Consider the following 25,085-nt stretch of genomic DNA (forward strand, 5'->3'; position numbering starts at 1 on the left):
CGGCCCGGCGTCGAAACGTCTGGCTCACATCTCCCGTCCACATTGGCCTTCGGGCTCCGCAAGGTGCGGGGCCGCCATCGCAAAGGAGACCTTCGATATGATTCGCGTGCTTTCCCTTTCCACGCTGCCGATGCTCGCGGCCGTGCTGCTGGCGCCGGCGCTCGCGCCCTCCGAGGCCGCCGCGGCCAGCCGCCATGTGCTGCGCCCCAACGCCGCGGGCGGCATCACCGCAACGAACATGCGCGCGGTGCGCGGGCCTTACGGCGGCTATGCGGCGCGCGCCGGTGCGACGTCCTTCCAGCCCGACGGCTCGGCCAGCCACCATGGCCGCATGTCCGCCGTCGGGGCGCGAGGTGCCGTCACCAGCAGCGGCAGCGCCACGCGAGACGCCGCGGGCCACGTGACGCAGAGCCGCAGCACCACCGCCACCAGCGCGCTCACCGGCAACACGATCCAGCGCAGCACCAGCTACAGCAGCGACGGCGGCCTGACGCGCAGCGCCACCTGCTACAGCGCCGCCGGCGCGGTCATTCCATGCCGTTGATGCAAAGGAGCACGTCCATGACAATCCGCCATGCCCTTCTTCTGCTGCTCGCGGCGGCCTCCGTCACGGCCTGCGCCCGCGGGCCCGGCGGCGACCGCGCGGAACAGATGCGCAGCCAGCTGCAGCAGCGCTTCGGCGCCGCCGACGCCAATTCCGACGGCCGCCTCACGCGCGACGAAGCCCGCGCAGGGATGCCCTGGGTGCACCGCAACTTCGACGCCATCGACGGCGCCGGCACGGGCGGCGTGACCATGGCGCAGATCGAGCGCTACGCCGCGAGCCGGCAGCGCAACCGCCGCTGAGCAGCGACAACATGTCCTTCGACCTCCTCCGACCCGCCGTGGGGCCCGGCATCGCCATCTGGCTCGCGGGCCTGCTCGCCGTGGTGCTGGCCGCGGCCACGCTCGAGGGCCTGGTGCAGAGCTTCGTGCGGCGCCGGGCCTACGACTGGCGCGCCTACGGCGCCTCGCTGGCCGATGCCGCGGGCCGCCGCGCGGTCGATGCGCTGGGCCTGTCGATCGCCGCGCCGGTGCTCGCGTTCGCGCATGCGCACCGCATCGACACCATCGTGCTCTCGACGCCCTCCGCCTTCGCGCTGCTCTTCCTGGGCCAGGAGTTCTGCTACTACTGGTACCACCGTGCGGCGCACCGGGTGCGCTGGTTCTGGGCCTCGCATGCGGTGCACCACTCGCCCAACGAGCTGACGCTGGCCGCCGCGCTGCGCCTGGGCTGGACCGGCAAGCTCACGGGCACCGCGCTTTTCTTCGCCCCGCTGGTGTGGCTCGGCTTTCCGCCCGTGGCCGTGGCGGCAACGCTCGCGGCCAACCTGCTCTACCAGTTCTGGCTGCATGCGCCGTGGATGCCCCGCCTCGGGCCGCTCGAATGGGTCTTCAACACGCCGACACACCACAAGGTGCACCATGCGTCGAACCCCGAGTACCTCGACCGCAACTACGGTGGCGTGCTGATCGTGTTCGACCGCCTGTTCGGCACCTTCGCGGACGAGCGCAAGGAAGTGCCGCTGCGCTACGGCCTCACCGTGCCGCTTCGCACGAACAATCCGCTGCGCATCGCCTTCCACGAATGGGCAAACCTCGGCCGCGACCTGCGGCAGGCGAAAGGCTGGCGCGCGAAGGCCGCGACGCTCTTCGGTCCACCGGGGGCCGTGTCGTGAACCGGCGGCTGCGGGCCTGCGCGGCCTGGCTCGGGCTGATGGCGCTAGGACCGGCGATGGCCCAACAGGCCGGCGCACCGCCGCCCGCGGCTTGGCCGGCCGTGGAGGTGCGCCGCATGGCCGACCTGCCCTACGGACCCGGCGAGCGCCAGCGCATGGACGTGTACCTGCCCGCGAACCCGCGCGGTGCGCCGGTGCTGGTCATGGTCCACGGCGGCGCATGGATGTTCGGCGACAAGACGGCCGCTGCGGTGGTGGCGCCGAAGATCGCGCACTGGGTACGCGACCAGGGCTTCATCCTGGTCTCGGTCGGCTACCGCCTGGTGCCGCAGGTCGACGTGCTGCAACAGGCGCAGGACGTGGCGCTCGCGGTCGCCACAGCGCAGGCGAGCGCGCGCTCATGGGGCGGCGATCCGGACCGCTTCGTGCTGATGGGCCATTCGGCGGGCGCGCACCTGGTGGCGCTGCTCAGCGCCTCGCCCGAGATCGCGCGGCAGCAAGGCGCGCGGCGCTGGCTCGGCGCGGTCATGCTCGACAGCGCGGCGCTGGACACCGCCGCGCTGATGCAGCGGCCGCACCTGCGCTTGTACGACCGCGCGTTCGGCAGCGATCCCGCGCTGTGGCGCGCGGTGTCGCCGACGGACACGCTCGCACCGGGCGCGCCGCCGATGCTGCTGGTGTGCTCCACGCTGCGGCGCGACGACGCGTGCGCACAGGCGCGGGCGTTCGCCGCACGCGTGAGGTCCGCCGGCACGCGTGCGGAAGTGCAGCCCGAAGATCTGACGCATGCCGGCATCAACGCCGAGCTGGGCCTGCCGGGCGCGTACACGGCGGCGGTCGATGCCTTCATCCGTTCGACCGGCGCGCGGCCGCATTGAAGCTGCAGCTAGGCGGGATCGGGCTGCGCCTCGGGCGCGAGCTGCCGCGCGAGCGCGCTGAGCGCCTCGCCCACCGGCGCTTCGACCTTCAGCGACAGCAGTTCGTCGGCCCGCGTGCGCCCGAGGTTCACCGCTGCGACCGGCTTGCCCGCCGCCACCGCCGCCTGCACGAAGCGAAAGCCCGAATACACCATGAGCGACGATCCGGCCACGAGCACGGCGTCGGCTGCCTCGAGCGCCGCGAAGGCTGCGGCGACGCGCTCCCTCGGCACGCTTTCGCCGAAGAACACCACGTCGGGCTTGAGCAGGCCGCCGCAATGCGCGCAGGCCGGGACGTCGAAGGTGGCGAAGTCATGGCCTTCGAGGTCGGCATCGCCATCGGGGGCGGCGCGGGCCTCGAGTGCGGCCCAGCGTGGATTGCGCTCGCGCAGCACCGACTGCAGCGCCGCGCGCGGCATGCGCCTTTCGCAGCCCATGCAGCGCACGGTGTCGATGCGGCCGTGCAGGTCGATGGTGCCCCGGCTGCCCGCGGCTTCGTGCAGCCCGTCGACGTTCTGCGTGAGCAGCAGGCCCACGCGCTCCGCGGCCTCGAGCCGCGCAAGTGCACGGTGCGCCGCGCCCGGACGCGCGCCGGCCATGGTCGGCCAGCCGATCAGGCTGCGCGCCCAGTAGCGGCGGCGCGTGGATTCCTCGCCCATGAAGGCCTGGTAGGTGACGGGCGACGGGCGCTTCCAGTCGCCCTTCGCGTCGCGGTAGTCGGGGATGCCCGATTCGGTGCTGCAGCCCGCGCCGGTGAGCACGAAGAGCCTCGGGTGGCAATGGGCGAAGTCGGCGAGCGCGTCGGCGGTGGCAGTCATGCCCGGAGCATACGGCGGCAGCGCGCTTCGTGCCGTCGCCGCCCGCCTTGCCCGATCAGGCTTCGGGCGCGATCGCCTCGGCGTATTCGTAGAGGGCGCCCAGGATTTCCTCGCCGCGCTCGTCCGCCGTCTCGGAAAGCGCATCGACTTCGGCGAACAGCGCCTCGATGGTGCGCGCGCCGCCCTCGCCCTTGAAGAGCCGCGCCGCGCGCAGCGATTCCCAGCGCTCGGTCTCCTCCTCGCTCAGCAGCTCGGGCCAGTTGCGCGCGCGGTAGCGGAACACGATCTCGTCGAGTCGCGCGTCGTCGAAGCCGGTGCGGTCCTTCGCGAGTTCCTCGGGCGAGAGCGCGCGCAGCTGGTTCAGGCGGCGGCGGTCGGCGTTGCCGACGAAGCCGCCGTAGAGATCCTCGTCCACGTCGGGCGTCGCCTCCTGCGGCCGCGCATACACCTGCGACCAGATCGCGCTCATGTCGGGCAGGTCGCGCGCGATGGCCGCGTGGCGCATGGCGGTATCGAGATCGACGCCCCAGCGCTCGGCCATGGCCGGCGCGAGCGTGCGCAGGTTGCCCACGACCATCGGCGACTTGTTGAGGTGCACGCCCTTCACCGGCAGGCGCACCACGCCTTCGGGCAAATCGGCCGAGCGCGTGAACAGGCGCAGCCGCAGCGTCTCGACGTCGAGGTCGCGCAGCTCGCTCGGATCATGGGCGAGGTCCCATGCGATCAATTCGTTCTTGTTGGTCGGATGGCTCGCGAGCGGCCACATCACGCCAAGGCAGCCGCGCTCGGCCGGGAACATGCCCGACACGTGCAGGAACGGCCTGGCGGTCTCGCGCACGGCCGGCAGGCCGAGTTCGGCGGCCACGCGGTCCTTCTTGTGCAGGCCGAGGGCGAACTCGAAGAGGCGCGGCTGCCGGTCGCGGATGAGCCGCGCCAGGGCGATGGTGGCGCGCACGTCGGACAGCGCATCGTGCGCCGACTCGTGCAGCAGGCCGTTGGCGCGCGCGAGGTCCTCGAGCTTGAAGCTGGGCTTGCCGTCTTCCTTCACCGGCCACTCGATACCGTCGGGCCGCAGCGCGTAGGTCAGGCGCACCACGTCGAGCAGGTCCCAGCGCCCGCAGTCGTTCTGCCATTCGCGCGCATAGGGATCGATCAGGTTGCGCCAGAACAGGAAGCGCGTGACCTCGTCGTCGAAGCGGATGGTGTTGTAGCCCACGCCGATGGTGCCGGGCTGCGAGAAGGCCTTCTCGATCTGGGCGGCGAAAGCGTGCTCGGGGATGCCGCGCTCCAGGCAGAGCTGCGGCGTGATGCCGGTGATCAGGCAGGCCTCGGGGCTCGGCAGGTAGTCGGGCGCGGGCTTGCAGTAGATCATCAGCGGCTCGCCGATCTCGTTGAGCGCCGCGTCGGTGCGGATGGCGGCGAACTGCGAGGGCCGGTCGCGGCGCGGCACGGCGCCGAAGGTTTCGTAGTCGTGCCAGAGGAAGGTTTGAGCAGTCATGGGTTGGGAAGGATACGGGAGCGGGAGCGGGTACCGGACGCAGAGGGCGCGAAGGTTTCGCAGAGGACGCGAAAGAAGACAGATCGAATGAGAAAAGATCCGGGTCCTGAAACCTGTTCTGGATTTTTTTGCGTCCTTCGCGCAACCTTCGCGTCCTCTGCGTCCGGAAGCCCGAATTCAAAGCAGCGGCGAAGACAAGCGAGCGATCGAATCCCCCAACCTGCGCCAGAAGCTCTGCGGCCGGTTGGCGCGCACCGCGCCGGCGCTGTGCAGGTCGGTTTCGAACTGCGCCGCCAGCGGCCGCGCCAGCTCGGGGCCGTAGACCACGGCGCAGACCTCGAAGTTGAGGCGGAAGCTGCGGTTGTCGAAGTTCGCGGTGCCGATCATCGCGCATTGGTCGTCGACCACCAGCGTCTTGGAATGCAGCATGCGCGCCTCGTACTCCCAGACCTTCACGCCGGCGGCGATCAGCTCGTCGTAATACGAGCGCGCGGCCGCGCTCACGATCGCCGAGTCGCTGCGCCGCGGCACCAGCAGGCGCACGTCGACGCCGCGCAGCGCCGCGCTCGTGAGCGCCATGAGCGCGGGCTCGCCGGGCACGAAATAAGGCGTGGTGAGCCAGGCACGGTGCGTGGCCGAATGGATCGCGGCGACGTGAATGCGGTGGATCGGCTCGAGCATGTTGTCGGGCCCGCTGGTGACGATCTGCACCGGGATGTCGCCGGCCTCGAGCTGCGGCAGCATCGCGGCGAGCGTGGCATCCATGCCGCGAGGGTCCTCGCCGGTGGCGTAGGTCCAGTCCTCGAGGAAGGTGGTCTGCAGCCAGCGCACGGCGCTGCCTTCGATGCGCAGGTGCACGTCGTGGTAGGCGTCGGGGCGGGTGCGCTTGTCTTCCTCGTCGGTGATGTTGACGCCGCCTGTGAAGCCCACGCGGCCGTCGCAGACCACGATCTTGCGGTGGGTGCGGTAGTTGGTGACCGGCCGCAGGCGCCGACCCACCTTGGTGTCATGGAACAGCGCCACCTTCACGCCCGCCTCCAGCAGCGGCGCCATGAACTTGCGGCCGATGCGCTTGGAGCCCAGCGCGTCGATCAGCAGCCGCACCGCGACGCCATCGCGCGCCCGCTCGACCAGCAGATCGCGCAGCGCGGTGCCGATGCGGTCGGGCTCGAAGATGTAGTACTCGAGATGGATGTGGTCGCGCGCGGCGCGCACGGCCTCGAAGATGGCGTCGAAGGTGCGCGCACCGCCCGAGAGCAGTTCCACCCCGGTGGCGCTCGACACCGGCAGCCCGCAGGCGGCCGTGCCCAGCCGCGCCATCTGCTGCAGCGCGGGCGGCGCTTTCTGCGCCGCGTCGCGCAGCAGCGCCACGTCGGCCTGCGCATGCGCGGCGGCACGGCTGCGCAGCCGCTTGATGCGCTGCTTGCGCAGCCGCTGCGGGCCGAGGAAGTAGTAGACGACGAAGCCCGCGAACGGCAGCAGCGCCAGCGACAGGATCCAGCTCATCGTCGAGACCGGCGCACGCTTCTGCATCACGATCCAGACCGAGAGGACGGCGATGTAGCCGCTCCACGCGAGGGAGAGGCCGGTTTTCCATTCCTGGCTGAGTTCGGGGAGGATCAAGGCGAAGCGAAACAGTCGTCGATTTTTCGACCGGCAAAAAAAAGCCGGCAGCGAATGCTACCGGCCTTTGACTTCATTCCGGGGATGCCGCGGAACCGGCTTTGCCGGGCCGCAGGCATCGCCCCCGGAAGGGGGTTGGCGCAGCGACACGAAGTGCGCGCAGCCCGGGGGAGAGCCAATCAACCTGCCGCCGCTTCCTCGGCTTCGGGCTTGGACTTGCCCTCCTTCTTCGGCAGCGGCTGGATGTCGAGCAGCACTTCGTCCTTGTCGTCGAGGTCGACCTCGAGGCGCCCGCCGTCGGTCAGGCGGCCGAACAGCAGCTCGTCGGCCAGTGCACGACGGATCGTGTCCTGGATCAGGCGCTGCATCGGACGCGCGCCCATCAGCGGATCGAAGCCCTTCTTCGCCAAGTGCTTGCGCAGCTTGTCGGTGAAGGTGACCTCGACCTTCTTCTCGGCCAGCTGCGTTTCGAGCTGCAGCAGGAACTTGTCGACCACGCGCAGGATGATCTGCTCGTCGAGCGCCTTGAAGTTGACGATGGCATCCAGCCGGTTGCGGAATTCAGGCGTGAACAGGCGCTTGATGTCGCCCATTTCGTCGCCCGCCTGCCGCGCGTTCGTGAAGCCGATGGTCGCCTTGTTCATGGTCTCGGCACCCGCGTTCGTCGTCATGATGATGATGACGTTGCGGAAGTCGGCCTTGCGCCCGTTGTTGTCCGTCAGCGTGCCGTGGTCCATGACCTGCAGCAGCACGTTGAAGATGTCGGGGTGTGCCTTCTCGATCTCGTCGAGCAGCAGCACCGCATGCGGCTTCTTCGTGACGGCCTCGGTCAGCAGGCCGCCCTGGTCGAAGCCGACGTAGCCCGGAGGCGCGCCGATCAGGCGGCTCACCGCATGGCGCTCCATGTACTCCGACATGTCGAAGCGGATCAGCTCGATGCCCATGATGTAGGCGAGCTGCTTCGCGGCCTCGGTCTTGCCCACGCCCGTGGGACCGGAGAACAGGAACGAGCCGATCGGCTTGTCGCCCTTGCCCAAGCCGGAACGCGCCATCTTGACGGCCGAGGCGAGCACCTCGAGCGCCTTGTCCTGGCCGAACACCACGCTCTTGAGGTCGCGCTCGATCGTCTGCAGCTTGCTGCGGTCGTCGTTGCTGACGTTGGCCGGGGGAATGCGCGCGATCTTCGCCACGATGTCCTCGACCTCGGTCTTGCTGATGGTCTTCTTGCGCTTGCTCGCGGGCAGGATGCGCTGCGCGGCGCCAGCCTCGTCGATCACGTCGATGGCCTTGTCGGGCAGGTGACGGTCGTTGATGTACTTCGCGCTCAGCTCGGCCGCGGCCTGCAGCGCCGCCACCGCGTACTTGACGCCATGGTGCTCTTCGAAGCGCGACTTCAGTCCCTTGAGGATGTCGACGGTTTCCTGCACCGTCGGCTCGACCACGTCGACCTTCTGGAACCGGCGCGACAGAGCCGCATCCTTCTCGAAGATGCCGCGGTATTCGCTGAAGGTGGTGGCGCCGATGCACTTGAGCTGGCCGCTCGAGAGCGCCGGCTTGAGCAGGTTCGACGCATCGAGCGTGCCGCCCGAAGCCGCGCCCGCACCGATCAGCGTGTGGATCTCGTCGATGAACAGGATCGCGTTCGGCTTGTCCTTGAGCGACTTGAGCACGCCCTTCAGGCGCTGCTCGAAATCGCCGCGGTACTTGGTGCCCGCGAGCAGCGCGCCCATGTCGAGCGAGAACACGTTCGACTCGGCGAGGATCTCGGGCACGTCGCCCTGCGTGATGCGCCATGCGAGGCCTTCCGCGATCGCGGTCTTGCCCACGCCGGCCTCGCCGACGAGCAGCGGGTTGTTCTTGCGCCGGCGGCACAGGATCTGGATCACGCGCTCGACCTCGTACTCGCGGCCGATCAGCGGATCGATCTTGCCGTCCTTGGCCATCTGGTTGAGGTTCTGCGTGAACTGCTCGAGCGGCGACGCCTTCTCGTTCTTTTCGCCGCCGCCCTCCTCGCCCTCGCTCGAAGGCGCATCGCCGCTGCCCTTGACGGCTTCCGGCGGATCGCTCTTCTTGATGCCGTGGGCGATGAAGTTCACCACATCGAGGCGCGTGACGCCTTGCTGGTGGAGGTAGTACACCGCATGCGAATCCTTCTCGCCGAAGATCGCAACCAGCACGTTGGCGCCGGTGACTTCCTTCTTGCCGTTGCCGGTGGACTGCACATGCATGATGGCGCGCTGGATCACGCGCTGGAAGCCCAGCGTGGGCTGGGTGTCGACATCGTCGGTACCCGCCACCTGTGGCGTGTTGTCCTTGATGAAGTTGGTGAGCGACGCACGCAGGTCGTCGACGTTGGCCGAGCAGGCGCGCAGGACCTCTGCGGCGCTCGGGTTGTCCAGCAAAGCGAGCAGCAGATGTTCCACGGTGATGAACTCGTGGCGCTGCTGCCGGGCCTCGACGAAGGCCATGTGCAAGCTGACTTCCAGTTCCTGGGCAATCATGTGATTTCCTTTTGCCTTGCTGTAAATAAGTTCTCAGATGGGTTGGAGCTTGCGCAATTCAACTGGTTCACGCAACCGGCTCGCTCACGCACTGGAGCGGATGCCCGGCCTGATGCGCGGCCTCCATCACCTGGTTGACCTTGGTGGCCGCAAGATCGCGGGAATAAACCCCACAAACGCCGCGGCCATCAAGATGGATCTTGAGCATGATCTGGGTCGCGGTTTCGCGATCCTTGTTGAAATATTCCTGCAATACGACGACGACGAACTCCATGGGCGTGTAGTCGTCGTTCAGCATCACCACCTGGTACATCTGCGGCGGCGCGGTTTTCTGCGGCCGCCGCTCCAGAACGACCGAATCTCCGTCGTCCCCGGCCGGTTTCTGGGCCGGCGGAGTCGGGGGAGTCTTGGGAATTCTCGTTGCCATAAAAAAGATTCTATAGAGCGTGCAAGCACCGTGCCGGCGCAGGAAGACTTGGTGGCTTGTATTCGACAAATCAAGGGGCTTGCGTCTGGGGTGACAGCAAAAAATACCCCGGGAATTTCCGCCCTGTCGCCAGTGCCGACGACCTAAATATTACGCAGCACCGCCGCTGGAGCAAGGTGTTCCGGAGGTGTTGCAATTCCGCCGAAACGCTGCCGTCGCCGCTTCCGAAAAAGAAGAAAAGCCCCCAGGACCGGAACGATCCTGAGGGCTCGTTTTTCGGGCGCCCGGAGGCGCCGAAACGCGACTGCTCGCGCAATTACATGTTGTCGATCATCACCTGGCCGAACCCGGAGCAGCTCACCTGCGTGGCACCGTCCATCAGACGGGCGAAGTCGTAGGTGACCTTCTTGCTGGCGATCGACTTTTCCATCGAGCTGATGATCAGGTCGGCGGCTTCCTTCCAGCCCATGTGGCGCAGCATCATCTCGGCCGAGAGGATTTCGGAACCGGGGTTCACGTAGTCCTTGCCGGCGTACTTGGGCGCCGTGCCGTGGGTGGCCTCGAACATCGCGACGGTGTCGCTCAGGTTCGCGCCCGGGGCGATGCCGATGCCGCCGACCTGCGCGGCCAGGGCGTCGGACACGTAGTCGCCGTTGAGGTTCAGCGTGGCAATCACGCTGTACTCGGCGGGACGCAGCAGGATCTGCTGCAGGAACGCGTCGGCGATGCTGTCCTTGACGGTGATTTCCTTGCCCGTCTTGGGGTTCTTGAACTTCATCCAGGGACCGCCGTCGATCAGCTCGGCGCCGAATTCCTTCGCCGCGAGGTTGTAGCCCCAGTCACGGAAGCCGCCTTCGGTGAACTTCATGATGTTGCCCTTGTGGACCAGGGTCACGCTGGGCTTGTCGTTGTCGACCGCGTACTGCAGCGCCTTGCGCACCAGGCGCTCGGTGCCTTCCTTCGAAACCGGCTTCACGCCGATGCCGGAGGTGTTGGGGAAGCGGATCTTCTTGACGCCCATCTCGTCCTGCAGGAACTTGATGAGCTTCTTGGCCTTGTCGCTCTCGGCTTCGAACTCGATGCCGGCGTAGATGTCTTCCGAGTTCTCGCGGAAGATGACCATGTTGGTCTTGTGCGGCTCGCGCACCGGGCTGGGCACGCCCTCGAAGTACTGGATGGGACGCAGGCAGACGTAGAGGTCGAGCTCCTGGCGCAGCGCCACGTTCAGCGAACGGATGCCGCCGCCCACGGGCGTGGTCAGCGGACCCTTGATGGAGACCACGTAGTCGCGCACCGCGTGCAGGGTTTCCTCGGGCAGCCAGACGTCGGGGCCGTAGACCTTGGTCGACTTCTCGCCGGCGTAGACCTCCATCCAGTGGATCTTGCGCTTGCCGCCGTAGGCCTTGGCCACCGCAGCATCCACCACCTTGAGCATCACCGGGGTGATGTCCAGACCCGTGCCGTCGCCTTCGATGAAAGGAATGATCGGCTGCTCAGGCACATTGAGCGAGTTGTCGGCGTTGACCGTGATCTTCTGGCCTTCGGCCGGGACTTTGATGTGCTGGTAGCTGGACATGAGTGGGAATGACTCCGGGAGTGACGTAATTCGGACGACTGTCTGCGAATTCAGACAGCGATGGCAATCGCTGTACAGCCCGCGAACAAATCGCTGTACATTTTAGACGCAACCCTTCAGCAGGCGTTTGTCAACCCAAGGGACCACGGTCTCGTTAGTGGCAAACCTTCTGCTCGCCGGGAGGCGTTTCCAACCAATTCTCGAATAGAGGAATCAACAATGAGCAAACTTCTCGCAGTCATGATCGCTGGCCTGTTCGCCGCTGGCGCCTACGCCCAGAACCCCACCGGCACCACGCCCGAACAAGGGAACGCTACCAACAGCAAGCCGCAAGCCCGCGCTGAAGCCAAGAAGGAAGCCAAGCCCGCCGGCCAGGTGCCCGCTCCCGCTGGCGACATCGCCAAGACGCCCGAAGGCGGTGCCCTGGGTACCGACAAGGCTGCAGCTGCTGGCGAAAAGCGTGCCGAGACCCGCGATCAGCGTCGTCGCAACAAGGACGGCAGCGTGAAGCGCAAGTCGACCCAGGGCGGCACGCCCAAGTAAGCAAGGATTCATCCTTCGAGAAGAAGCGCTCCATGGGAGCGCTTTTTTTTCGTCCGCGGCCGCGGCATGACTGTCAACCGGAGCGCACGCCTGCGGCGTTGAAGCTGGGCCTTCCGTCGGGAGGTGATCCATACCCAACAATCTCAAAGGATGTCTCATGAACAAGCTGCTCGCAGCCCTCGTCGCCGGTCTCTTCGCAGCCGGCGCCTTCGCCCAGCAACCGGCACCCGCGCCGAAGGTGGAGGCCCCCGCCGCTGCGGTCCACAAGGCCAAGCCCAAGGCCAAGCACGCGGTGAAGAAGCACAAGGTCCGTCATGTCGCCAAGGCCCACACGGCGGCCGCCAAGAAGGTGTAAGCTTTCGAGCGCACCGGCAATGCCCGCATCAGCGGGCATTTTTATTGGCGCTTGCGCCCTGACCCGCCCCCAAGTGAGGCCCCGATGTTCCAGCGTTTCGCCGCCCTGCTTCTGCTTGCCGCCTTCGTCGCAGGCGGCGCACAGGCCCAGCAGCCACAACCCCAGACCGACCTGCCGCGCACCCAGTTGACGGTCGGGCTGTACAAGATCGATGCCCAGGTCGCGCAGACGCCGCGACAGCGCGAGATCGGTCTGATGTTCCGCAAGGAGATGCCCCAGGCCGAGGGAATGATCTTCGTGTTCGAGCAGCCGGCCACCCAGTGCTTCTGGATGCGCAACACGCTGCTGCCGCTGACCGCGGCCTTCGTGGCCGACGACGGCCGGATCGTCAACTTGGTGGACATGCAGCCGATGACCGAGAACTCGCACTGCTCCGAGGAGCCGGTGCGCTACGTGCTCGAGATGAACCAGGGCTGGTTCGCCAAGAAGAACATCAAGAAGGGCGCCAAGCTCGGCGGCGAGCTGTTCGCCGCCGGCCGGCGCTGATCGGGATCGGGACGGACAGCCGAACGCAGAAGAAAGACAAAAGCGCGCAGAAGTCGCAAAAGAATCCCAATCAAAATTTTTGGTTTTCCTTTCGCGCCCTTCGCGAAACCTTCGCGTCCTCTGCGTCCGGCTGCCCGTATTCAGCTCAGCCGAAGTTCTTCGCCGCGAAGTCCCAGTTGACCAGCTTCGCGAGGAAGGTCTCGACGAACTTCGGGCGCAGGTTGCGGTAGTCGATGTAGTAGGCGTGCTCCCAGACGTCCACCGTGAGCACCGGCGTGTCGCCGGTCGTCAGCGGCGTGCCCGCAGCGCCCATGTTCACGATGTCGAGCGAGCCGTCGGCCTTCTTCACCAGCCAGGTCCAGCCCGAGCCGAAGTTGCCCACGGCCGACTTCACGAACGCTTCCTTGAAGGCGTCGTAGCTGCCCCACTTGGCATCGATCGCCTTGGCCAGCGCGCCCGTGGGCGTGCCGCCGCCCTGGGGCTTCATGCAGTTCCAGAAGAAGGTGTGGTTCCAGATCTGCGCGGCGTTGTTGTAGATGCCGCCGCTGGACTTCTTGACGATCTCCTCGAGCGTCATCGACTCGAACTCGGTGCCCTTCTGCAGGTTGTTGAGGTTCACCACATAGGCGTTGTGGTGCTTGCCGTAGTGGTACTCGAGGGTCTCCTTCGAGTATTCGGGCGCCAGGGCGTCGAGGGCGTAAGGCAGGGGTGGGAGCACATGTTCCATGGTTTTTCTCGTGGGTTGGTTGTGGGGAATCGGGGATTCTAGGAAGTAATGCCCGTCATGGCGTCGGACGCGTTCCCGTTCTGCCGGCTGCCACCATCAGGTCGACGGCGCCATCGGAGAGCCGTGCGACCACGGCGTCGCCGGGCTGGAGCTTCTTCGCGCTGACGATCGCGCGGCCGTCGGCGTCGCTGAGCCAGGCATAGCCGCGCTGCAGCACCAGCGCGGGATCGAGCAGCCGAAGCCGCAGCGCCACGCGCTCGAGCCGCTCGCGCCGCTGCGCCAGCGTGCGCGCGAGCTTCAGCGGAAAGTCGGCCGCGATCGCCCGCGGCGCATGCCCCAGGCGCTCCACCCGTGACTGCACCGCATAGCGCAGGCGCTGCGAGTGATGCGCGAGCCGCAGTTGCTGGCGCGCCACCAGCGCCGACGGCCGTCCGAGCCGCCCCGCCGCCTGGTCCAGCCGCTGTCCGAGCGCGTCCAGCCGCGCGCCGAGCGCATCGTCGAGGCGCCCGTTCAGCAGGTCGATCGCGCCGAGCCACACGGATTGCGGCGCGCTGACGAGTTCCGCCGCGGCGGTCGGCGTGGGCGCGCGCAGGTCGGCGCAGAAGTCGGCGATGGTGAAGTCGGTCTCATGGCCCACGCCGCAGACCACCGGCACCGGGCTCTGGACGATGGTGCGCGCCAGCGTCTCGTCGTTGAAGGCCCAGAGGTCTTCGATCGAGCCGCCGCCGCGCACCAGCAGGATCGCATCGACCGCGGGCGTCAGCGCGTACAAAGATTGCAGCGCGCGCACGAGTTCCGCCGGTGCGCCCGCGCCCTGCACCGCCGCGGGCGCAAGCACCACGGGGATGTGCGGCACGCGGCGGCGCAGTGCCGTGACCACGTCGTGCAGCGCCGCGGCACCGAGCGAGGTCACGAGTCCGATCGCGCGGGGCATCACCGGCAGCGCGCGCTTGCGCGCCACGTCGAACAACCCCTCGGCTTCGAGCCGCGCCTTGCGCTGCAGGAACTGTTCGAACAGCGCGCCCTGCCCCGCGCGCTGCAGGCTCTCGACCACGAGCTGCAGGTCGCCGCGCGGTTCATAGACGGCCAGCCGCCCGCGCACCTCGACCTGGTCGCCGTCGCGCGGCGAGAAATCGAGCAGGCCGGCCGCGCGCCGGAACATGGCGCAGCGCAGCTGCCCCGATTCGTCCTTCAGCGCGAAATAGCAATGCCCGCTGGAGGCGCGCGAAAAACCGGAGATCTCGCCGCGGACGGCGACCGGGTTGAAGCGCGCGTCGAGCGCATCCGCCACCGCGCGGCACAGCGCGCCGACGGCCCAGATCCGCGGCCCTGGCGCCGCGCCGGGCTCACGCCAGCTCACGACGCGCGGGAGTGGCGGGCCGCCACTCTTCCACAGTGGCCCACCGCGCCGCAGCACGCGGCGCACGACGGTAAACAAAAGCACGGTTTGTCGTGCAAGCCCTTGATTTCATTGGAAAAAGCGGTGCTCAAAATTCAATCGATCTAATGGAAGGCCCGTCCCATGCGGGTCCGGGCGAGTTGCGCAACGGGTTAGTCACAAAGTTATCCACAGAATCTGTGCGTCTTCGCTTACAGGCAACACACCGCGTGGCGAGGGGTGCGCTCGGTGGATAATCGCCGCGCATTTGCAGTCTACGGGCCGGAGGAATTTCTTGTTTTCCATCATTGTTGCCGCGGGCTGGCCGATCTGGCCGCTGCTCGCCTGTTCGGTCATCGCGCTCGCGCTCGTCATCGAACGTTTTGTCAGCCTGAAGACCGTCAAGGTCCTGCCGCCCAAACTGCTCGACGAGGCCATCACGGTCTCGCACGGTGCCGTGCCGGGCCCCGAGGTGGTGACCAAGCTCGAGCGCAACTCGATGCTCGGCCAGGTGCTGGCTTCCGGCCTGCGCGCGCTCAATGCCAACCCGCTGTGCACCGAGGACGACCTGCGCGCGGCGATGGAAGCCTCCGGCCGCACCGTCGCGCACAAGCTGGAACGCTATCTCCCGGCGCTGGCCACCATCGCGTCGGCGGCGCCGCTGCTCGGCCTCCTGGGCACGGTCATCGGCATGATCGAGATCTTCGGCTCCCAGTCGCCCGGCAGCGGCGCGGTGGGTTCTGGCAATCCCGCCCAGCTTGCGCACGGCATCTCGATCGCGCTCTACAACACGGCCTTCGGCCTGATCGTCGCGATCCCGACGCTGATCTTCTGGCGTTATTTCCGCAGCCGGGTCGACGAATACCTGCTGCACCTCGAACTCTCGGGCGAACGCTTCGCGCGCCACCTCAGCGCACTGCGCAAATGAGCCGCCGCGCCCGCATGCAGTTTCGCCACGGCGCGCGCGACGAGCCGGAGATCAACCTGATCCCGTTCATCGACGTGCTGCTGGTCATCCTGATCTTCCTGATGCTGTCGACCACCTACAGCAAGTTCACGGAGATGCAGCTGCGCCTGCCGACGGCCGACGTCGATGCGCAGCGCGACTATCCCAAGGAAGTGATCGTCGGGGTGTCCGCCGACGGGCGCTACACGGTCAACAAGACCCCCGTGGCGGAGCGCAGCGTGGACGCGGTGGCGGCAGCGCTGGCATCGGCCGCCACCGGTGGCAAGGACAGCGTGGTCATCATCAGCGCCGACGCCACCAGCCCGCACCAGTCGGTGATCACGGTGATGGAAGCCGCGCGCCGCGCGGGCCTGGTGCAGATCACCTTCGCAGCCCAGTCGACGGCGAATCCGCACTAGATGAACGGCTCCTGCAGCGCCTCCTTCGAACGCGCGATGCCCATTCGGCCGGGCTGCGCCGGTCTCGCGGGCACGCCCGAAGGCAGCGCGCCCCCGCGAGGAAGCTGAATGAAGCTGCAGCAGGCGTGGCTGCACCGCGGCGCACTGGCCTGCCTGCTGTGGCCGCTGTCGCTCCTGTATGCGGCGCTCTTCGCGCTGCGACGCTGGCTCTACCGGCGCGGCTGGCGCCGCACCGAACGCGTCGGCGTGCCGGTGATCGTGGTCGGCAACGTGATTGCCGGCGGCGCCGGCAAGACCCCGGTGGTGATGGCGGTGGTGCGGCATCTGCGGGACCGCGGCCTGCGGGTCGGCGTGGTGTCCCGCGGCTATGGCCGCCGCACGGACGATTGCCGCGAGGTGCGCGAGGACAGCGCGCCCGAGGACGTGGGCGACGAACCGGCCCTGATCCGACGCGCGACCGGAGCGCCCGTGTTCGTGGCGCGGCGCCGCATCGAAGCGGCACGCGCCCTGCTGGCGCGGCATCCGGCCACGCAGGTGATCGTGAGCGACGACGGCCTGCAGCACCTCGCGCTGGCGCGCGACATCGAGATCTGCGTGTTCGACGACCGCGGCGTCGGCAACGGCTGGCGGCTGCCCGCGGGGCCGCTGCGCGAGCGCTGGCCGCGGCCCTGCGACCTGGTGCTCCACAGCGGCAGCCGGCCGGCCTTCGAGGGCGGCTACACCGCCACGCGCGCACTGGCGCCGGAGGCGGTGGCGCGCGACGGCACCCGCGTTCCGCTCGAGACGCTCGCGACCCGGCCGGTGGTTGCGCTCGCCGCCATCGCGCGGCCCGAGGCCTTCTTCGAGATGCTGCGCGCGCGCGGGCTCACGCTTTCGGCCACGATCGCGCTGCCGGATCACCACGATTTCGAGAACTGGGAGCGGCCCGCCGCCGACGGTCAGCGACTGCTCTGCACCGAGAAGGATGCGGTCAAGCTCTGGCGCAAGGCGCCCGACGCCCTGGCGGTGCCGCTCGACTTCATGCCTTCTCCAGCCTTCTTCGCCGCGCTCGACGCGAAGCTATCATCGCTCGATGGACACCAAGCTGCTTGAACTGCTCGTCTGCCCCGTCACCAAGGGCCCGTTGACCTGGAACGCCGAGAAGCAGGAGCTCTGCTCGCGCAGCGCGCGGCTCGCGTATCCGGTGCGCGACGGCATCCCGGTGCTGCTGGAGAACGAGGCGCGCACGCTGTCCGACGAAGAGCTGGGGCTGTGAGCTTCACCGTCCTGGTACCCGCCCGGCTGGCTTCGACGCGGCTGCCCGACAAGCCGCTGGCGGACATCGCCGGCCTGCCGATGGTGGTGCGCGTGGCGATGCGCGCGGGCCGGTCCGGCGCGTCGCGCGTCGTGGTCGCGGCGGACCATGCGTCGATCGTCGATGCCTGCCGCGCGCATGGCATCGAGGCCGTCCTCACCCGGCAGGACCATCCGAGCGGCAGCGACCGCCTCGCCGAAGCCTGCGAGCAGCTGGCGCTCGACGGCGACGACATCGTCGTCAACGTGCAGGGCGACGAGCCGCTGATCGACCCCGCGCTGATCGACGCCGTGGCAGCCACGCTGGCCGCGAAGCCCTCGGCGGCGATGAGCACCGCCGTGCACGCGATCGATTCGCTCGCCGACTTCATGAACCCCAACGTGGTGAAAGCCGTGCTCGACGCGGAGGGCCATGCGCTCTACTTCAGCCGCGCACCGATTCCGTGGTGGCGCGACGGTTCTTCGGGCGGCGCGGCGCCCACCGTGCTGCCTTCGCCGGCGCCGCTGCGCCACATCGGCATCTACGGCTATCGCGCCGGCTTCGTGCGGCGCTTTCCCGCGCTGCCCCCCGCGCCGGTCGAGGCCACCGAAGCGCTCGAACAACTGCGCGCGCTGTGGCACGGACACCGCATCGCCGTGCACGTCAGCCAGACGGCGCCGGGCCCCGGCGTCGACACGCCCGAAGACCTCGCCCGCGTGCGCGCGATCCTCGCGGCCGCTCCCGCCGACTGAGGCGCCGAGGCGCGCGCACCGAGGGCGGCGGCACGAATCGCGGGCGCCCTCGCATGCTATCCTCGAAGCAATTCCGCCTTGCGCGGCCACGAGGCCGTGGCAGGGTGCGACACAAAATCTAAGAACCGTCCGAGGACACCATGAGACTAATTTTGCTGGGCGCGCCCGGGGCGGGCAAAGGCACGCAAGCCACCTTCATCTGCCAGAAGTACGGCATTCCGCAGATCTCCACGGGCGACATGCTGCGCGCGGCGGTCAAGGCAGGCACGCCGCTCGGGCAGCAGGCCAAGGCGGTCATGGAATCGGGCGGGCTGGTGAGCGACGACCTGATCATCGACCTCGTGAAGGAACGCATCGCGCAATCGGACTGTGCCGGCGGCTTCCTGTTCGACGGCTTCCCACGCACCATTCCGCAGGCCGACGCCATGAAGGCAGCCGGCGTCAAGCTCGACTACGTGCTCGAGATCGACGTGCCGTTCAGCGACATCATCGAACGCATGAGCGGCCGGCGCTCGCACCCCGCGTCGGGCCGCACCTATCACCTGAAGTTCAACCCGCCCAAGGTCGAGGGCAAGGACGACGTGACGGGCGAAGACCTGATCCAGCGCAAGGACGACGAGGAAGAAACCGTGCGCAAGCGGCTCGAGGTCTACAGCCAGCAGACGCGTCCGCTGGTCGACTACTACTCCGCCTGGGCGAAGGCCGACCCCGCCAACGCGCCCAAGTACCGCGCCATCAAGGGCGTCGGCACCGTCGACGAAATCACCCAGCGCGCGCTGGCCGCCCTGAGCAGCTGAGCGCCGCGCGAGGCGCTGCCCTTCAGGCTGCGCCCTGCGCCTTCTTCTTCACCGCGAGCAATTCCAGCATCAGCGCGATCCGCGCCTTGACCGGCGTCAGGGCGCCGGCATCGCGCAGGCGGTCGTCGGGCCTCGGCAGGATGCGTCCGCTCGCGCAGCGCGTGGCGCGCAGCACCTCGATGCCGGCCTGCTGCGCGCGCAGCGCCGCGGCTTCGAGCGCATGGTGCACCGTGCCGTTGCCGGTGGCCGCCAGCACCAGGCCGCGCACCGGCGCCGCAGCACCCGACGCGCGCTCCTGAACCAGCAGATCGATCAGCGCGCCACTCGCGCCCGCATGGCTCATGACGACCTCGACGCGCGGCCAGCCCATGGCCGCGATCTCTGCCGCATCGAGCGCGAACGGCGCTCCGCTGCGAGGCCAATCCCGCAGGCGCCGCACCGCGCCCTCCTCCACGTAGCCGACCGGCCCGGCATCGCCCGAGGCGAAGGCGTCGGCACGGTAGGTATGCACCTTCTGCACGTCGGGCGCGCCATGGATCGTGCCGGCGCAGACCACCGTCACGCCGCCGGCGCCCGCCGTGGCCGCCACCGCCATCGCATCGCGCACGTTCTGAGGCCCGTCGGGCGACAGCGAACTCGCCGGGCGCATGGCGCAGGTCAGCACCACCGGCTTGGCGGGCGCAAGCACCGCGTGGAGGAAGTACGCCGTTTCCTCGATCGTGTCGGTGCCGTGGGTGATCACCACGCCTGCGACGTCGGCCTCCGACAGCAAGGCGGCGCAGCGCTGCGCCAGCTGCAGCCCGACGTCGAAGCCCATGTCCTTGCTGTCGAGCTGTGCCACCTGCTCCGCGGCGAGCGTGATGCCCTCGGGCGCCGCGATGCCGCCGAGCAGGTCCGCCACGGGGACTTCACCCGCGGTGTAGCCGATGTTGTCGCCGCTGCTCGCGGCCCGGCCCGCGATGGTGCCGCCCGTGCCCAGGACCACGACGCGCCGCGCAGCCGGTGGGATGAAATCGACCATGGGTTGCCAACTTTTAAAAACTGGTTAAAAATACAGGTACTGGATATTCAGCCAGTGCCGCAAGGAACCACTATGCAGTTCGCCGTGAAGCTTACCGCCCGCCAGCAGCAGATCCTCGATTTGATCCAGAGCGCCATCGCACGCACCGGCGCGCCGCCCACGCGGGCGGAGATCGCCAACGAGCTCGGGTTCAAGTCCGCCAACGCCGCCGAAGAGCACCTGCAGGCGCTCGCCCGCAAGGGCGTGATCGAACTCGTGAGCGGCACCTCGCGCGGCATCCGGCTGAAGGGCGATGCACTGCGCTCGCTCAACGAAACGCGCCACCGCGAAGGCGCGCAGTTCTCGCTCTCGCTGCCCGGCATGGCGCAGCTCGCGCTGCCGCTCATCGGCCGCGTGGCTGCGGGTTCGCCGATCCTCGCGCAGGAGCATGTCGACCAGACCTACTACGTCGAGAACACGCTGTTCCAGCAGCAGCCCGACTATCTGCTCAAGGTGCGCGGCATGTCGATGCGCGACGCCGGCATCATGGATGGCGACCTGCTCGCGGTCCAGGCCACCAAGGAGGCGCGCAACGGTCAGATCGTGGTGGCACGCCTCGGCGACGAAGTCACGGTCAAGCGCCTCAAGCGCAACAAGCAGGTCATCGAACTGCACGCCGAAAATCCGGACTACCCCACGATCATCGTCCAGCCCGGCGAGCCTTTCGAGATCGAAGGCCTCGCGGTCGGCCTCATCCGCAACACCATGCTGATGTAGCCCGGCCTCGGGCCGGCTGCGAGCAGCAGCACCACCCCATCCAGCCGCATCAGGTGGCGGGCGTATGGCACACACAGTGGCCATCACCCTGTTGCGTCCGGCGAAAGCAATCCTGCCTGTGTTCAACCTCAAACCTTCTTGGAGTTCACATGGGAATCGCCCTACTCGCTATCGTTGACCTTTGGATGCCGCTGCAATCGCTCGCCAGCCGCTTGCTGCCGGCGCGCGGCGCGCGCCAGCGCCAGGCGGGCAGCGCCTCCGCCGGCCTGCGCTACGTGGCGGTCCGCCCCGCCTGCACGGCGCGCAGCCATGGCCAGTCCACGCCGAAAGCAGCGCCCGCGGCCGCCCGCCCCCTGCGCGTGATCCGCGTGGTCGACGGCCACCAGGGCGAAAAGCGCAGCACCAACCGCATGGTGATTTCGGGCCGCATGGCCGACGTCTGTGCCGAACTCGACCGCCTCGCGGCCCTGGAAGCGATGGAAACGGTCGCTGCCACGCCGCAGTCCTCGCGCCTGCACTGAACCCGTATCGCCCGGTGACCAGAGCCCGGGACGGGTATCCAAACGTTCACACGCACGTCATGTCAATGCTGCGAGGCACAATGGCGTGCCATGAACATTGTGATCCTCGACGATTACCAGGACGCCGTGCGCAAGCTGCGCTGCGCCTCCAAGCTCGACGCGTATGCGGCCAAGGTCTATACCAACACGGTGAAGGGCATCGGCCAGCTTTCGGTCCGCCTGAAGGATGCCGACGTGATCGTGCTGATCCGGGAGCGCACCCACATTTCGCGCCAGCTGATCGAGAAGCTGCCCAAGCTCAAGCTCATTTCCCAGACGGGCCGCGTGGGCGGGCACATCGACGTCACCGCCTGCACGGAGCGCGGGGTGGCGGTGGCCGAGGGCACGGGCTCGCCGCAGGCGCCCGCCGAACTCACCTGGGCGCTGATCATGGCGGCCATGCGCCGGCTGCCGCAGTACATCAGCAATCTCAAGCACGGGGCCTGGCAGCAGTCGGGGCTCAAGTCGGCTTCGATGCCGCCCAATTTCGGACTTGGTTCGGTGCTCAAGGGCAAGACCCTCTGCATCTGGGGCTACGGCCGCATCGGGCAGCTGGTGGCGCGCTACGGACAGGCGTTCGGCATGCAGGTCGTGATCTGGGGCCGCGAGGCGAGCTGCGCCAAGGCGCGGTCCGACGGCTTCCAGGTGGCGCAGAACCGCCAGGAGTTCTTTGCCGCGGCCGACGTGCTGTCGGTGCACCTGCGGCTGAACGAGGAGACCACCGGCATCGTCACGCTCGAGGACCTCTCGCGCATGAAGCCGACCGCGCTCTTCGTCAACACCTCGCGCGCGGAGTTGGTCGAGGCCGATGCGCTGCTCGCGGCGCTCAACCGCGGCCGTCCGGGCCTGGCAGCGATCGACGTGTTCGAGAGCGAGCCGCCGCTGCAGGGCCATGCGCTGCTGCGGCTCGAAAACTGCATCTGCACGCCGCACATCGGCTATGTCGAGCAGGAGAGCTACGAGAGCTATTTCGGCCAGGCCTTCGACAACGTCGTGAGCTTCATCAAGGGCAATCCCACCAACATCGTGAACCCCGGCGCCCTGCAGGTTCGCCGGTGAACGCCGCCCCGCCCGGCAGAGCGGGAGCGACGCCATGAACCGCACCGCACCGCGCGGCGCGCTCTGGGCGCTGCTGGCGGGCAATTTCGTGATCGGCACGGGCGTGATGGCGGTGCCGGGCACGCTCAACGAGATCAGTACCTCGCTGGACGTCACCGTGGCGACGGCGGGCCAGCTGATCACCGCGGCGGCGATGGTGATGTGCCTTGGCGCGCCGCTGCTCGCGGCCGTGGTCGCGGGCTGGGACCGCCGCCTGCTGCTCACGCTCACGCTGGTCTGGTATGCCGCAGGGCATGCGCTGGCGGCGCTGATGCCGAGCTTCGCCGCCCTGCTCCCCGTGCGCATGCTCACCGTGGTGGCGCCCGCCATCTTCACCCCCCAGGCCGCGGCCTGCGCCGGCATGCTGGTGCCGCAGGAACACCGCGGACGCGCCGTGACCTTCGTCTTCCTCGGCTGGTCCGTGGCCTCGGTGCTGGGCCTGCCGATCGGCGCGCTGATCGGCGGACATCTGGGCTGGCGCACCGCCTTCGGGGCCATCGCGCTGCTGAGCCTCGCGAGCGCGGGCTGGGTCTGGCTGACCCTGCCGACCGGCATCCGGCCCGCGGCGCTCACGGCGGCCGCCTGGTCGCGCGTGCTGCGCAGCCCGGTGCTGATGGGCATCGTGTCGGTCACGGCCCTGCAGGGTTCGGGGCAGTTCGTGCTGTTCAGCTATTTCGGCCCGATCCTGAAGCGGGACTTCGGCGCCGACCCGGGCACGCTGAGCCTGATGTGGGCGCTGTTCGGGCTCTTCGGCCTCGCGGGCAACATGCTCGTGAGCCGCTTCATCGACCGCCTCGGCGCGGGCCGCATGGTGCTCGTGACGAGTTCGCTGATCGCGCTGAGCCTGCTGCTCTGGCCCTCGGCACACACGCTGCCGTGGCTGGCCGCGGTGCTCGTGCCCTGGGGCCTGGGCTGCTTCGCCGCCAATTCGGCGCAGCAGGCGCGGCTCGTGGGCCTCGCGCCCGCGCTCGCGCCGGGTTCGGTGGCGCTGAACAGCTCGGGCATCTACGTCGGCCAGGCGGTGGGCGCGGCGCTGGGCGGATGGCTGCTGGCCCACGATGCCTCGGCATGGATGAGCTTGGTCGGGCTGGCGCTGCTGCTCACGGCCATCAGCGTGAGCGTGGCCGTCGATCGCAGCCGCCGCCCCGCCTGACGCACCCGCGTAACACCTGCAGCGCCCGCGCGGCCCGTGCCTGCAAAATCGGGGGCTGCACCCGCCGCGGCGCGCCGCGGTGCCGTCCACGGGCCCCGCCCCCAACCAGCGAAAATCTTTCTGCAAATGACAGTGAACTACACCCGGATCGGCGTCGTCGGCGCCGGCGCCATGGGCCGAGGCATCGCCCAGATCGCGGCCCAGGCGGGCAGCGACGTGCTGCTGCTCGACAGCGTCGCAGGCGCCGCGGAACGCGGGCGCGAAGCGCTCGCAGCCCAATGGAACAAGCTGCACGAGAAGGGAAAGATCGACGCCGCTGCGCGCGATGCGCACATCGCACGCGTCAAAGCGGTCGATTCGATCGCCGCCCTCGCCGCCTGTGATCTCGTGATCGAAGCGGTGGTCGAAGACCTCGCGGTCAAGCGCCGCCTGTTCGGCGAGCTCGAATCGGTCGTGGCCCCCACGGCCACGCTCGCGACCAACACCTCCTCGCTCTCCGTCACCGCGATCGCGGCCGGACTCGCGCATCCGGAGCGCGTGGCGGGCTTCCACTTCTTCAACCCGGTGCCGCTGATGAAGGTGGTCGAGGTGGTGGCGGGCTTCAAGACTTCGGCCGAGACCTGCAAGCGGCTCGCGGGCTATGCCGCGCAGATGGGCCACAGCGCAGTGCAGGCGCAGGACACGCCCGGCTTCATCGTCAACCACGCGGGGCGCGGCTACGGCACCGAGGCGCTGCGCATCGTGAGCGAGGGCGTGGCCGACTTCGCGACGGTCGACCGCATCCTGAAGGACCAGGCGGGGTTCCGGCTCGGCCCCTTCGAGCTGATGGACCTGACCGCGCTCGACGTGTCGCATCCGGTGATGGAGTCGATCTATCACCAGTACTACGAGGAGCCGCGCTTCCGGCCGAGCGTGATCACCGCGCAGCGCCTCGCGGCCGGTGCGCTGGGGCGCAAGACCGGCGAGGGCTTCTACCGCTACCAGGACGGCGCGATGCAGCAGGCGCCCGAGGCGCCGCCGCCCACCGTGGGCACGCTGCCCGCGGTCTGGGTCTCGCCCCGTGCCGCCCGGCGCGCCGAACTGCTGCGCCAGGTGAACACGCTGGGCGCGCAGATCGACAGCGGCGCGTCGGCCGCGCCCGGTTCGCTGATCCTGGTGGCACCGCTCGGCTTCGACGTGACCACCATGGCCGCCGTCGAGCGCCTCGACGCCACGCGCACCGTCGGCATCGACATGCTGATCGACGATGCCGCCACCCGGCGCCGCGTGCTCGCCACCAATCCCGCGACCCGGCGCGACATGCGCGATGCGGCCCATGCCCTCTTCGCGCGCGACGGCAAGGCCGTGAGCGTGATCCGCGACAGCGGTGGCTTCGTCACGCAGCGCGTGGTCGGCACCATCGTGAACATCGCCGCCGACATGTGCCAGCAGCGCGTGTGCTCGCCGGCCGATCTCGAGACCGCAGTGCAGCTGGGCCTCGGCTATCCGCGCGGGCCGCTCGCCATGGGCAACCTGCACGGGCCAACCAACATGCTCGAAGTGCTGTTCAACCTGCAGACGGTCTACGGCGACCCACGCTATCGCCCGAGCCCGTGGCTGCGCCGGCGCGGCGCGCTCGGCCTGAGCCTGCTGCACGAAGAAGAGTAGCCCCACCCATTCCCCAACCACCGATGAAAGCATCAC

At 68.6% G+C, this 25,085-nt stretch carries 27 protein-coding genes; 18 read left to right on the forward strand and 9 right to left on the reverse strand.

Translation table 11 applies throughout. The features are described 5' to 3' along the window. Positions 1–97: 97 nt before the first annotated feature. Genes M2165_RS22195 through M2165_RS22210 form a run of 4 tightly spaced genes read left to right on the forward strand, consistent with a single transcriptional unit; the run spans position 98 to position 2,596 of the window. Entirely contained in the window at positions 98–544 is a 447-nt protein-coding gene (locus M2165_RS22195) for a hypothetical protein (RefSeq protein ID WP_280816742.1), read from the forward strand. 17 nt (positions 545–561) lie between these two features. Beyond that, positions 562–846: an EF-hand domain-containing protein gene (locus M2165_RS22200; protein ID WP_280816743.1), complete on the forward strand. Its 285-nt coding sequence runs from the start codon at positions 562–564 to the stop codon at positions 844–846. Positions 847–857: 11 nt separating this feature from the next. After that, a complete protein-coding gene (locus M2165_RS22205; RefSeq protein WP_280816744.1) occupies positions 858–1,718 on the forward strand; it encodes a sterol desaturase family protein in 861 nt (286 codons plus the stop codon). 56 nt (positions 1,719–1,774) lie between these two features. Beyond that, entirely contained in the window at positions 1,775–2,596 is an 822-nt protein-coding gene (locus M2165_RS22210; protein ID WP_280816745.1) for an alpha/beta hydrolase, read from the forward strand. An 8-nt stretch (positions 2,597–2,604) separates the two neighbouring features. Here the strand turns inward: M2165_RS22210 and M2165_RS22215 are convergent, their stop codons facing one another. The 6 genes from M2165_RS22215 to icd form a co-directional block, all read right to left on the reverse strand. After that, positions 2,605–3,453: an NAD-dependent protein deacetylase gene (locus M2165_RS22215; RefSeq protein ID WP_280816746.1), complete on the reverse strand. Its 849-nt coding sequence runs from the start codon at positions 3,451–3,453 to the stop codon at positions 2,605–2,607. Positions 3,454–3,508: 55 nt separating this feature from the next. Beyond that, positions 3,509–4,951: an exodeoxyribonuclease I gene (gene sbcB, locus M2165_RS22220; RefSeq protein WP_280816747.1), complete on the reverse strand. Its 1,443-nt coding sequence runs from the start codon at positions 4,949–4,951 to the stop codon at positions 3,509–3,511. Between the two features lie 177 nt (positions 4,952–5,128). After that, positions 5,129–6,574 carry a cardiolipin synthase gene (gene cls / locus M2165_RS22225; RefSeq protein ID WP_280816748.1) on the reverse strand — a complete coding sequence of 482 codons (1,446 nt, stop codon included), beginning with the start codon at positions 6,572–6,574 and terminating at the stop codon, positions 5,129–5,131. A gap of 179 nt (positions 6,575–6,753) precedes the next feature. Then, a complete protein-coding gene (clpA, locus tag M2165_RS22230) occupies positions 6,754–9,075 on the reverse strand; it encodes an ATP-dependent Clp protease ATP-binding subunit ClpA (protein WP_280816749.1) in 2,322 nt (773 codons plus the stop codon). A 67-nt stretch (positions 9,076–9,142) separates the two neighbouring features. After that, entirely contained in the window at positions 9,143–9,502 is a 360-nt protein-coding gene (gene clpS, locus M2165_RS22235) for an ATP-dependent Clp protease adapter ClpS (RefSeq protein WP_280816750.1), read from the reverse strand. Positions 9,503–9,818: 316 nt separating this feature from the next. Then, entirely contained in the window at positions 9,819–11,078 is a 1,260-nt protein-coding gene (icd, locus tag M2165_RS22240; protein WP_280816751.1) for an NADP-dependent isocitrate dehydrogenase, read from the reverse strand. A 219-nt stretch (positions 11,079–11,297) separates the two neighbouring features. On the opposite strand from icd, the gene M2165_RS22245 reads away from it, so the two are divergent. From M2165_RS22245 to M2165_RS22255, 3 genes are all read left to right on the forward strand, one after another. Next, on the forward strand, positions 11,298–11,621 hold the full coding sequence (locus M2165_RS22245) for a cell envelope biogenesis protein TolA (RefSeq protein ID WP_280816752.1): 324 nt from the start codon (positions 11,298–11,300) through the stop codon (positions 11,619–11,621). Positions 11,622–11,778: 157 nt separating this feature from the next. Beyond that, positions 11,779–11,976 (forward strand): hypothetical protein, encoded by a 198-nt coding sequence (locus tag M2165_RS22250; protein ID WP_280816753.1) that lies wholly within the window; start codon positions 11,779–11,781, stop codon positions 11,974–11,976. Between the two features lie 84 nt (positions 11,977–12,060). Next, a complete protein-coding gene (locus M2165_RS22255; protein WP_280816754.1) occupies positions 12,061–12,522 on the forward strand; it encodes a DUF192 domain-containing protein in 462 nt (153 codons plus the stop codon). Between the two features lie 145 nt (positions 12,523–12,667). On the opposite strand, the gene M2165_RS22260 is transcribed toward M2165_RS22255, so the two are convergent. Both M2165_RS22260 and xseA read right to left on the reverse strand, forming a co-directional pair. After that, positions 12,668–13,249, reverse strand: coding sequence for a Fe-Mn family superoxide dismutase (locus M2165_RS22260; RefSeq protein WP_280816755.1), 582 nt, complete (start codon positions 13,247–13,249; stop codon positions 12,668–12,670). A 55-nt stretch (positions 13,250–13,304) separates the two neighbouring features. Next, positions 13,305–14,609 carry an exodeoxyribonuclease VII large subunit gene (gene xseA, locus M2165_RS22265; protein ID WP_280816756.1) on the reverse strand — a complete coding sequence of 435 codons (1,305 nt, stop codon included), beginning with the start codon at positions 14,607–14,609 and terminating at the stop codon, positions 13,305–13,307. A 313-nt stretch (positions 14,610–14,922) separates the two neighbouring features. Here xseA and M2165_RS22270 point away from each other — a divergent pair, with 313 nt between their 5' ends. The 6 genes from M2165_RS22270 (at position 14,923) to adk (ending at position 18,814) form a co-directional block, all read left to right on the forward strand. After that, positions 14,923–15,555, forward strand: coding sequence for a MotA/TolQ/ExbB proton channel family protein (locus M2165_RS22270; RefSeq protein WP_280816757.1), 633 nt, complete (start codon positions 14,923–14,925; stop codon positions 15,553–15,555). Positions 15,556–15,569: 14 nt separating this feature from the next. Beyond that, positions 15,570–15,992: a biopolymer transporter ExbD gene (locus tag M2165_RS22275; protein ID WP_280817600.1), complete on the forward strand. Its 423-nt coding sequence runs from the start codon at positions 15,570–15,572 to the stop codon at positions 15,990–15,992. A 108-nt stretch (positions 15,993–16,100) separates the two neighbouring features. Beyond that, positions 16,101–17,084, forward strand: a complete 984-nt coding sequence (lpxK, locus tag M2165_RS22280; protein WP_280816758.1) for a tetraacyldisaccharide 4'-kinase — start codon at positions 16,101–16,103, stop codon at positions 17,082–17,084. Next, a complete protein-coding gene (locus M2165_RS22285; protein WP_013541700.1) occupies positions 17,065–17,247 on the forward strand; it encodes a Trm112 family protein in 183 nt (60 codons plus the stop codon). The genes lpxK and M2165_RS22285 overlap by 20 nt, the downstream gene beginning before the upstream one ends. Next, the gene (gene kdsB / locus M2165_RS22290; protein WP_280816759.1) at positions 17,244–18,017 is read left to right on the forward strand and encodes a 3-deoxy-manno-octulosonate cytidylyltransferase; all 774 of its coding nucleotides are present in this window, start codon (positions 17,244–17,246) and stop codon (positions 18,015–18,017) included. The genes M2165_RS22285 and kdsB overlap by 4 nt, the downstream gene beginning before the upstream one ends. A 140-nt stretch (positions 18,018–18,157) precedes the next feature. Next, positions 18,158–18,814: an adenylate kinase gene (adk, locus tag M2165_RS22295; protein ID WP_280816760.1), complete on the forward strand. Its 657-nt coding sequence runs from the start codon at positions 18,158–18,160 to the stop codon at positions 18,812–18,814. A gap of 22 nt (positions 18,815–18,836) precedes the next feature. Here adk and M2165_RS22300 read toward each other — a convergent pair whose 3' ends face one another. Continuing rightward, on the reverse strand, positions 18,837–19,835 hold the full coding sequence (locus tag M2165_RS22300; protein ID WP_280816761.1) for an asparaginase: 999 nt from the start codon (positions 19,833–19,835) through the stop codon (positions 18,837–18,839). Positions 19,836–19,907: 72 nt separating this feature from the next. Here M2165_RS22300 and lexA point away from each other — a divergent pair, with 72 nt between their 5' ends. The 5 genes from lexA (at position 19,908) to M2165_RS22325 (ending at position 25,049) form a co-directional block, all read left to right on the forward strand. Then, positions 19,908–20,591, forward strand: a complete 684-nt coding sequence (gene lexA, locus M2165_RS22305) for a transcriptional repressor LexA (protein ID WP_280816762.1) — start codon at positions 19,908–19,910, stop codon at positions 20,589–20,591. Positions 20,592–20,776: 185 nt separating this feature from the next. Next, the gene (locus M2165_RS22310; RefSeq protein WP_280816763.1) at positions 20,777–21,112 is read left to right on the forward strand and encodes a hypothetical protein; all 336 of its coding nucleotides are present in this window, start codon (positions 20,777–20,779) and stop codon (positions 21,110–21,112) included. A gap of 90 nt (positions 21,113–21,202) precedes the next feature. Continuing rightward, positions 21,203–22,210: a D-2-hydroxyacid dehydrogenase family protein gene (locus M2165_RS22315; RefSeq protein ID WP_280816764.1), complete on the forward strand. Its 1,008-nt coding sequence runs from the start codon at positions 21,203–21,205 to the stop codon at positions 22,208–22,210. A gap of 34 nt (positions 22,211–22,244) precedes the next feature. Then, positions 22,245–23,402 carry an MFS transporter gene (locus tag M2165_RS22320; protein ID WP_280816765.1) on the forward strand — a complete coding sequence of 386 codons (1,158 nt, stop codon included), beginning with the start codon at positions 22,245–22,247 and terminating at the stop codon, positions 23,400–23,402. 126 nt (positions 23,403–23,528) lie between these two features. Next, positions 23,529–25,049 (forward strand): 3-hydroxyacyl-CoA dehydrogenase, encoded by a 1,521-nt coding sequence (locus M2165_RS22325; RefSeq protein ID WP_280816766.1) that lies wholly within the window; start codon positions 23,529–23,531, stop codon positions 25,047–25,049. Positions 25,050–25,085: the final 36 nt, after the last annotated feature.

Source organism: Variovorax sp. TBS-050B (assembly GCF_029893635.1).
GTDB lineage: Bacteria > Pseudomonadota > Gammaproteobacteria > Burkholderiales > Burkholderiaceae_C > Variovorax.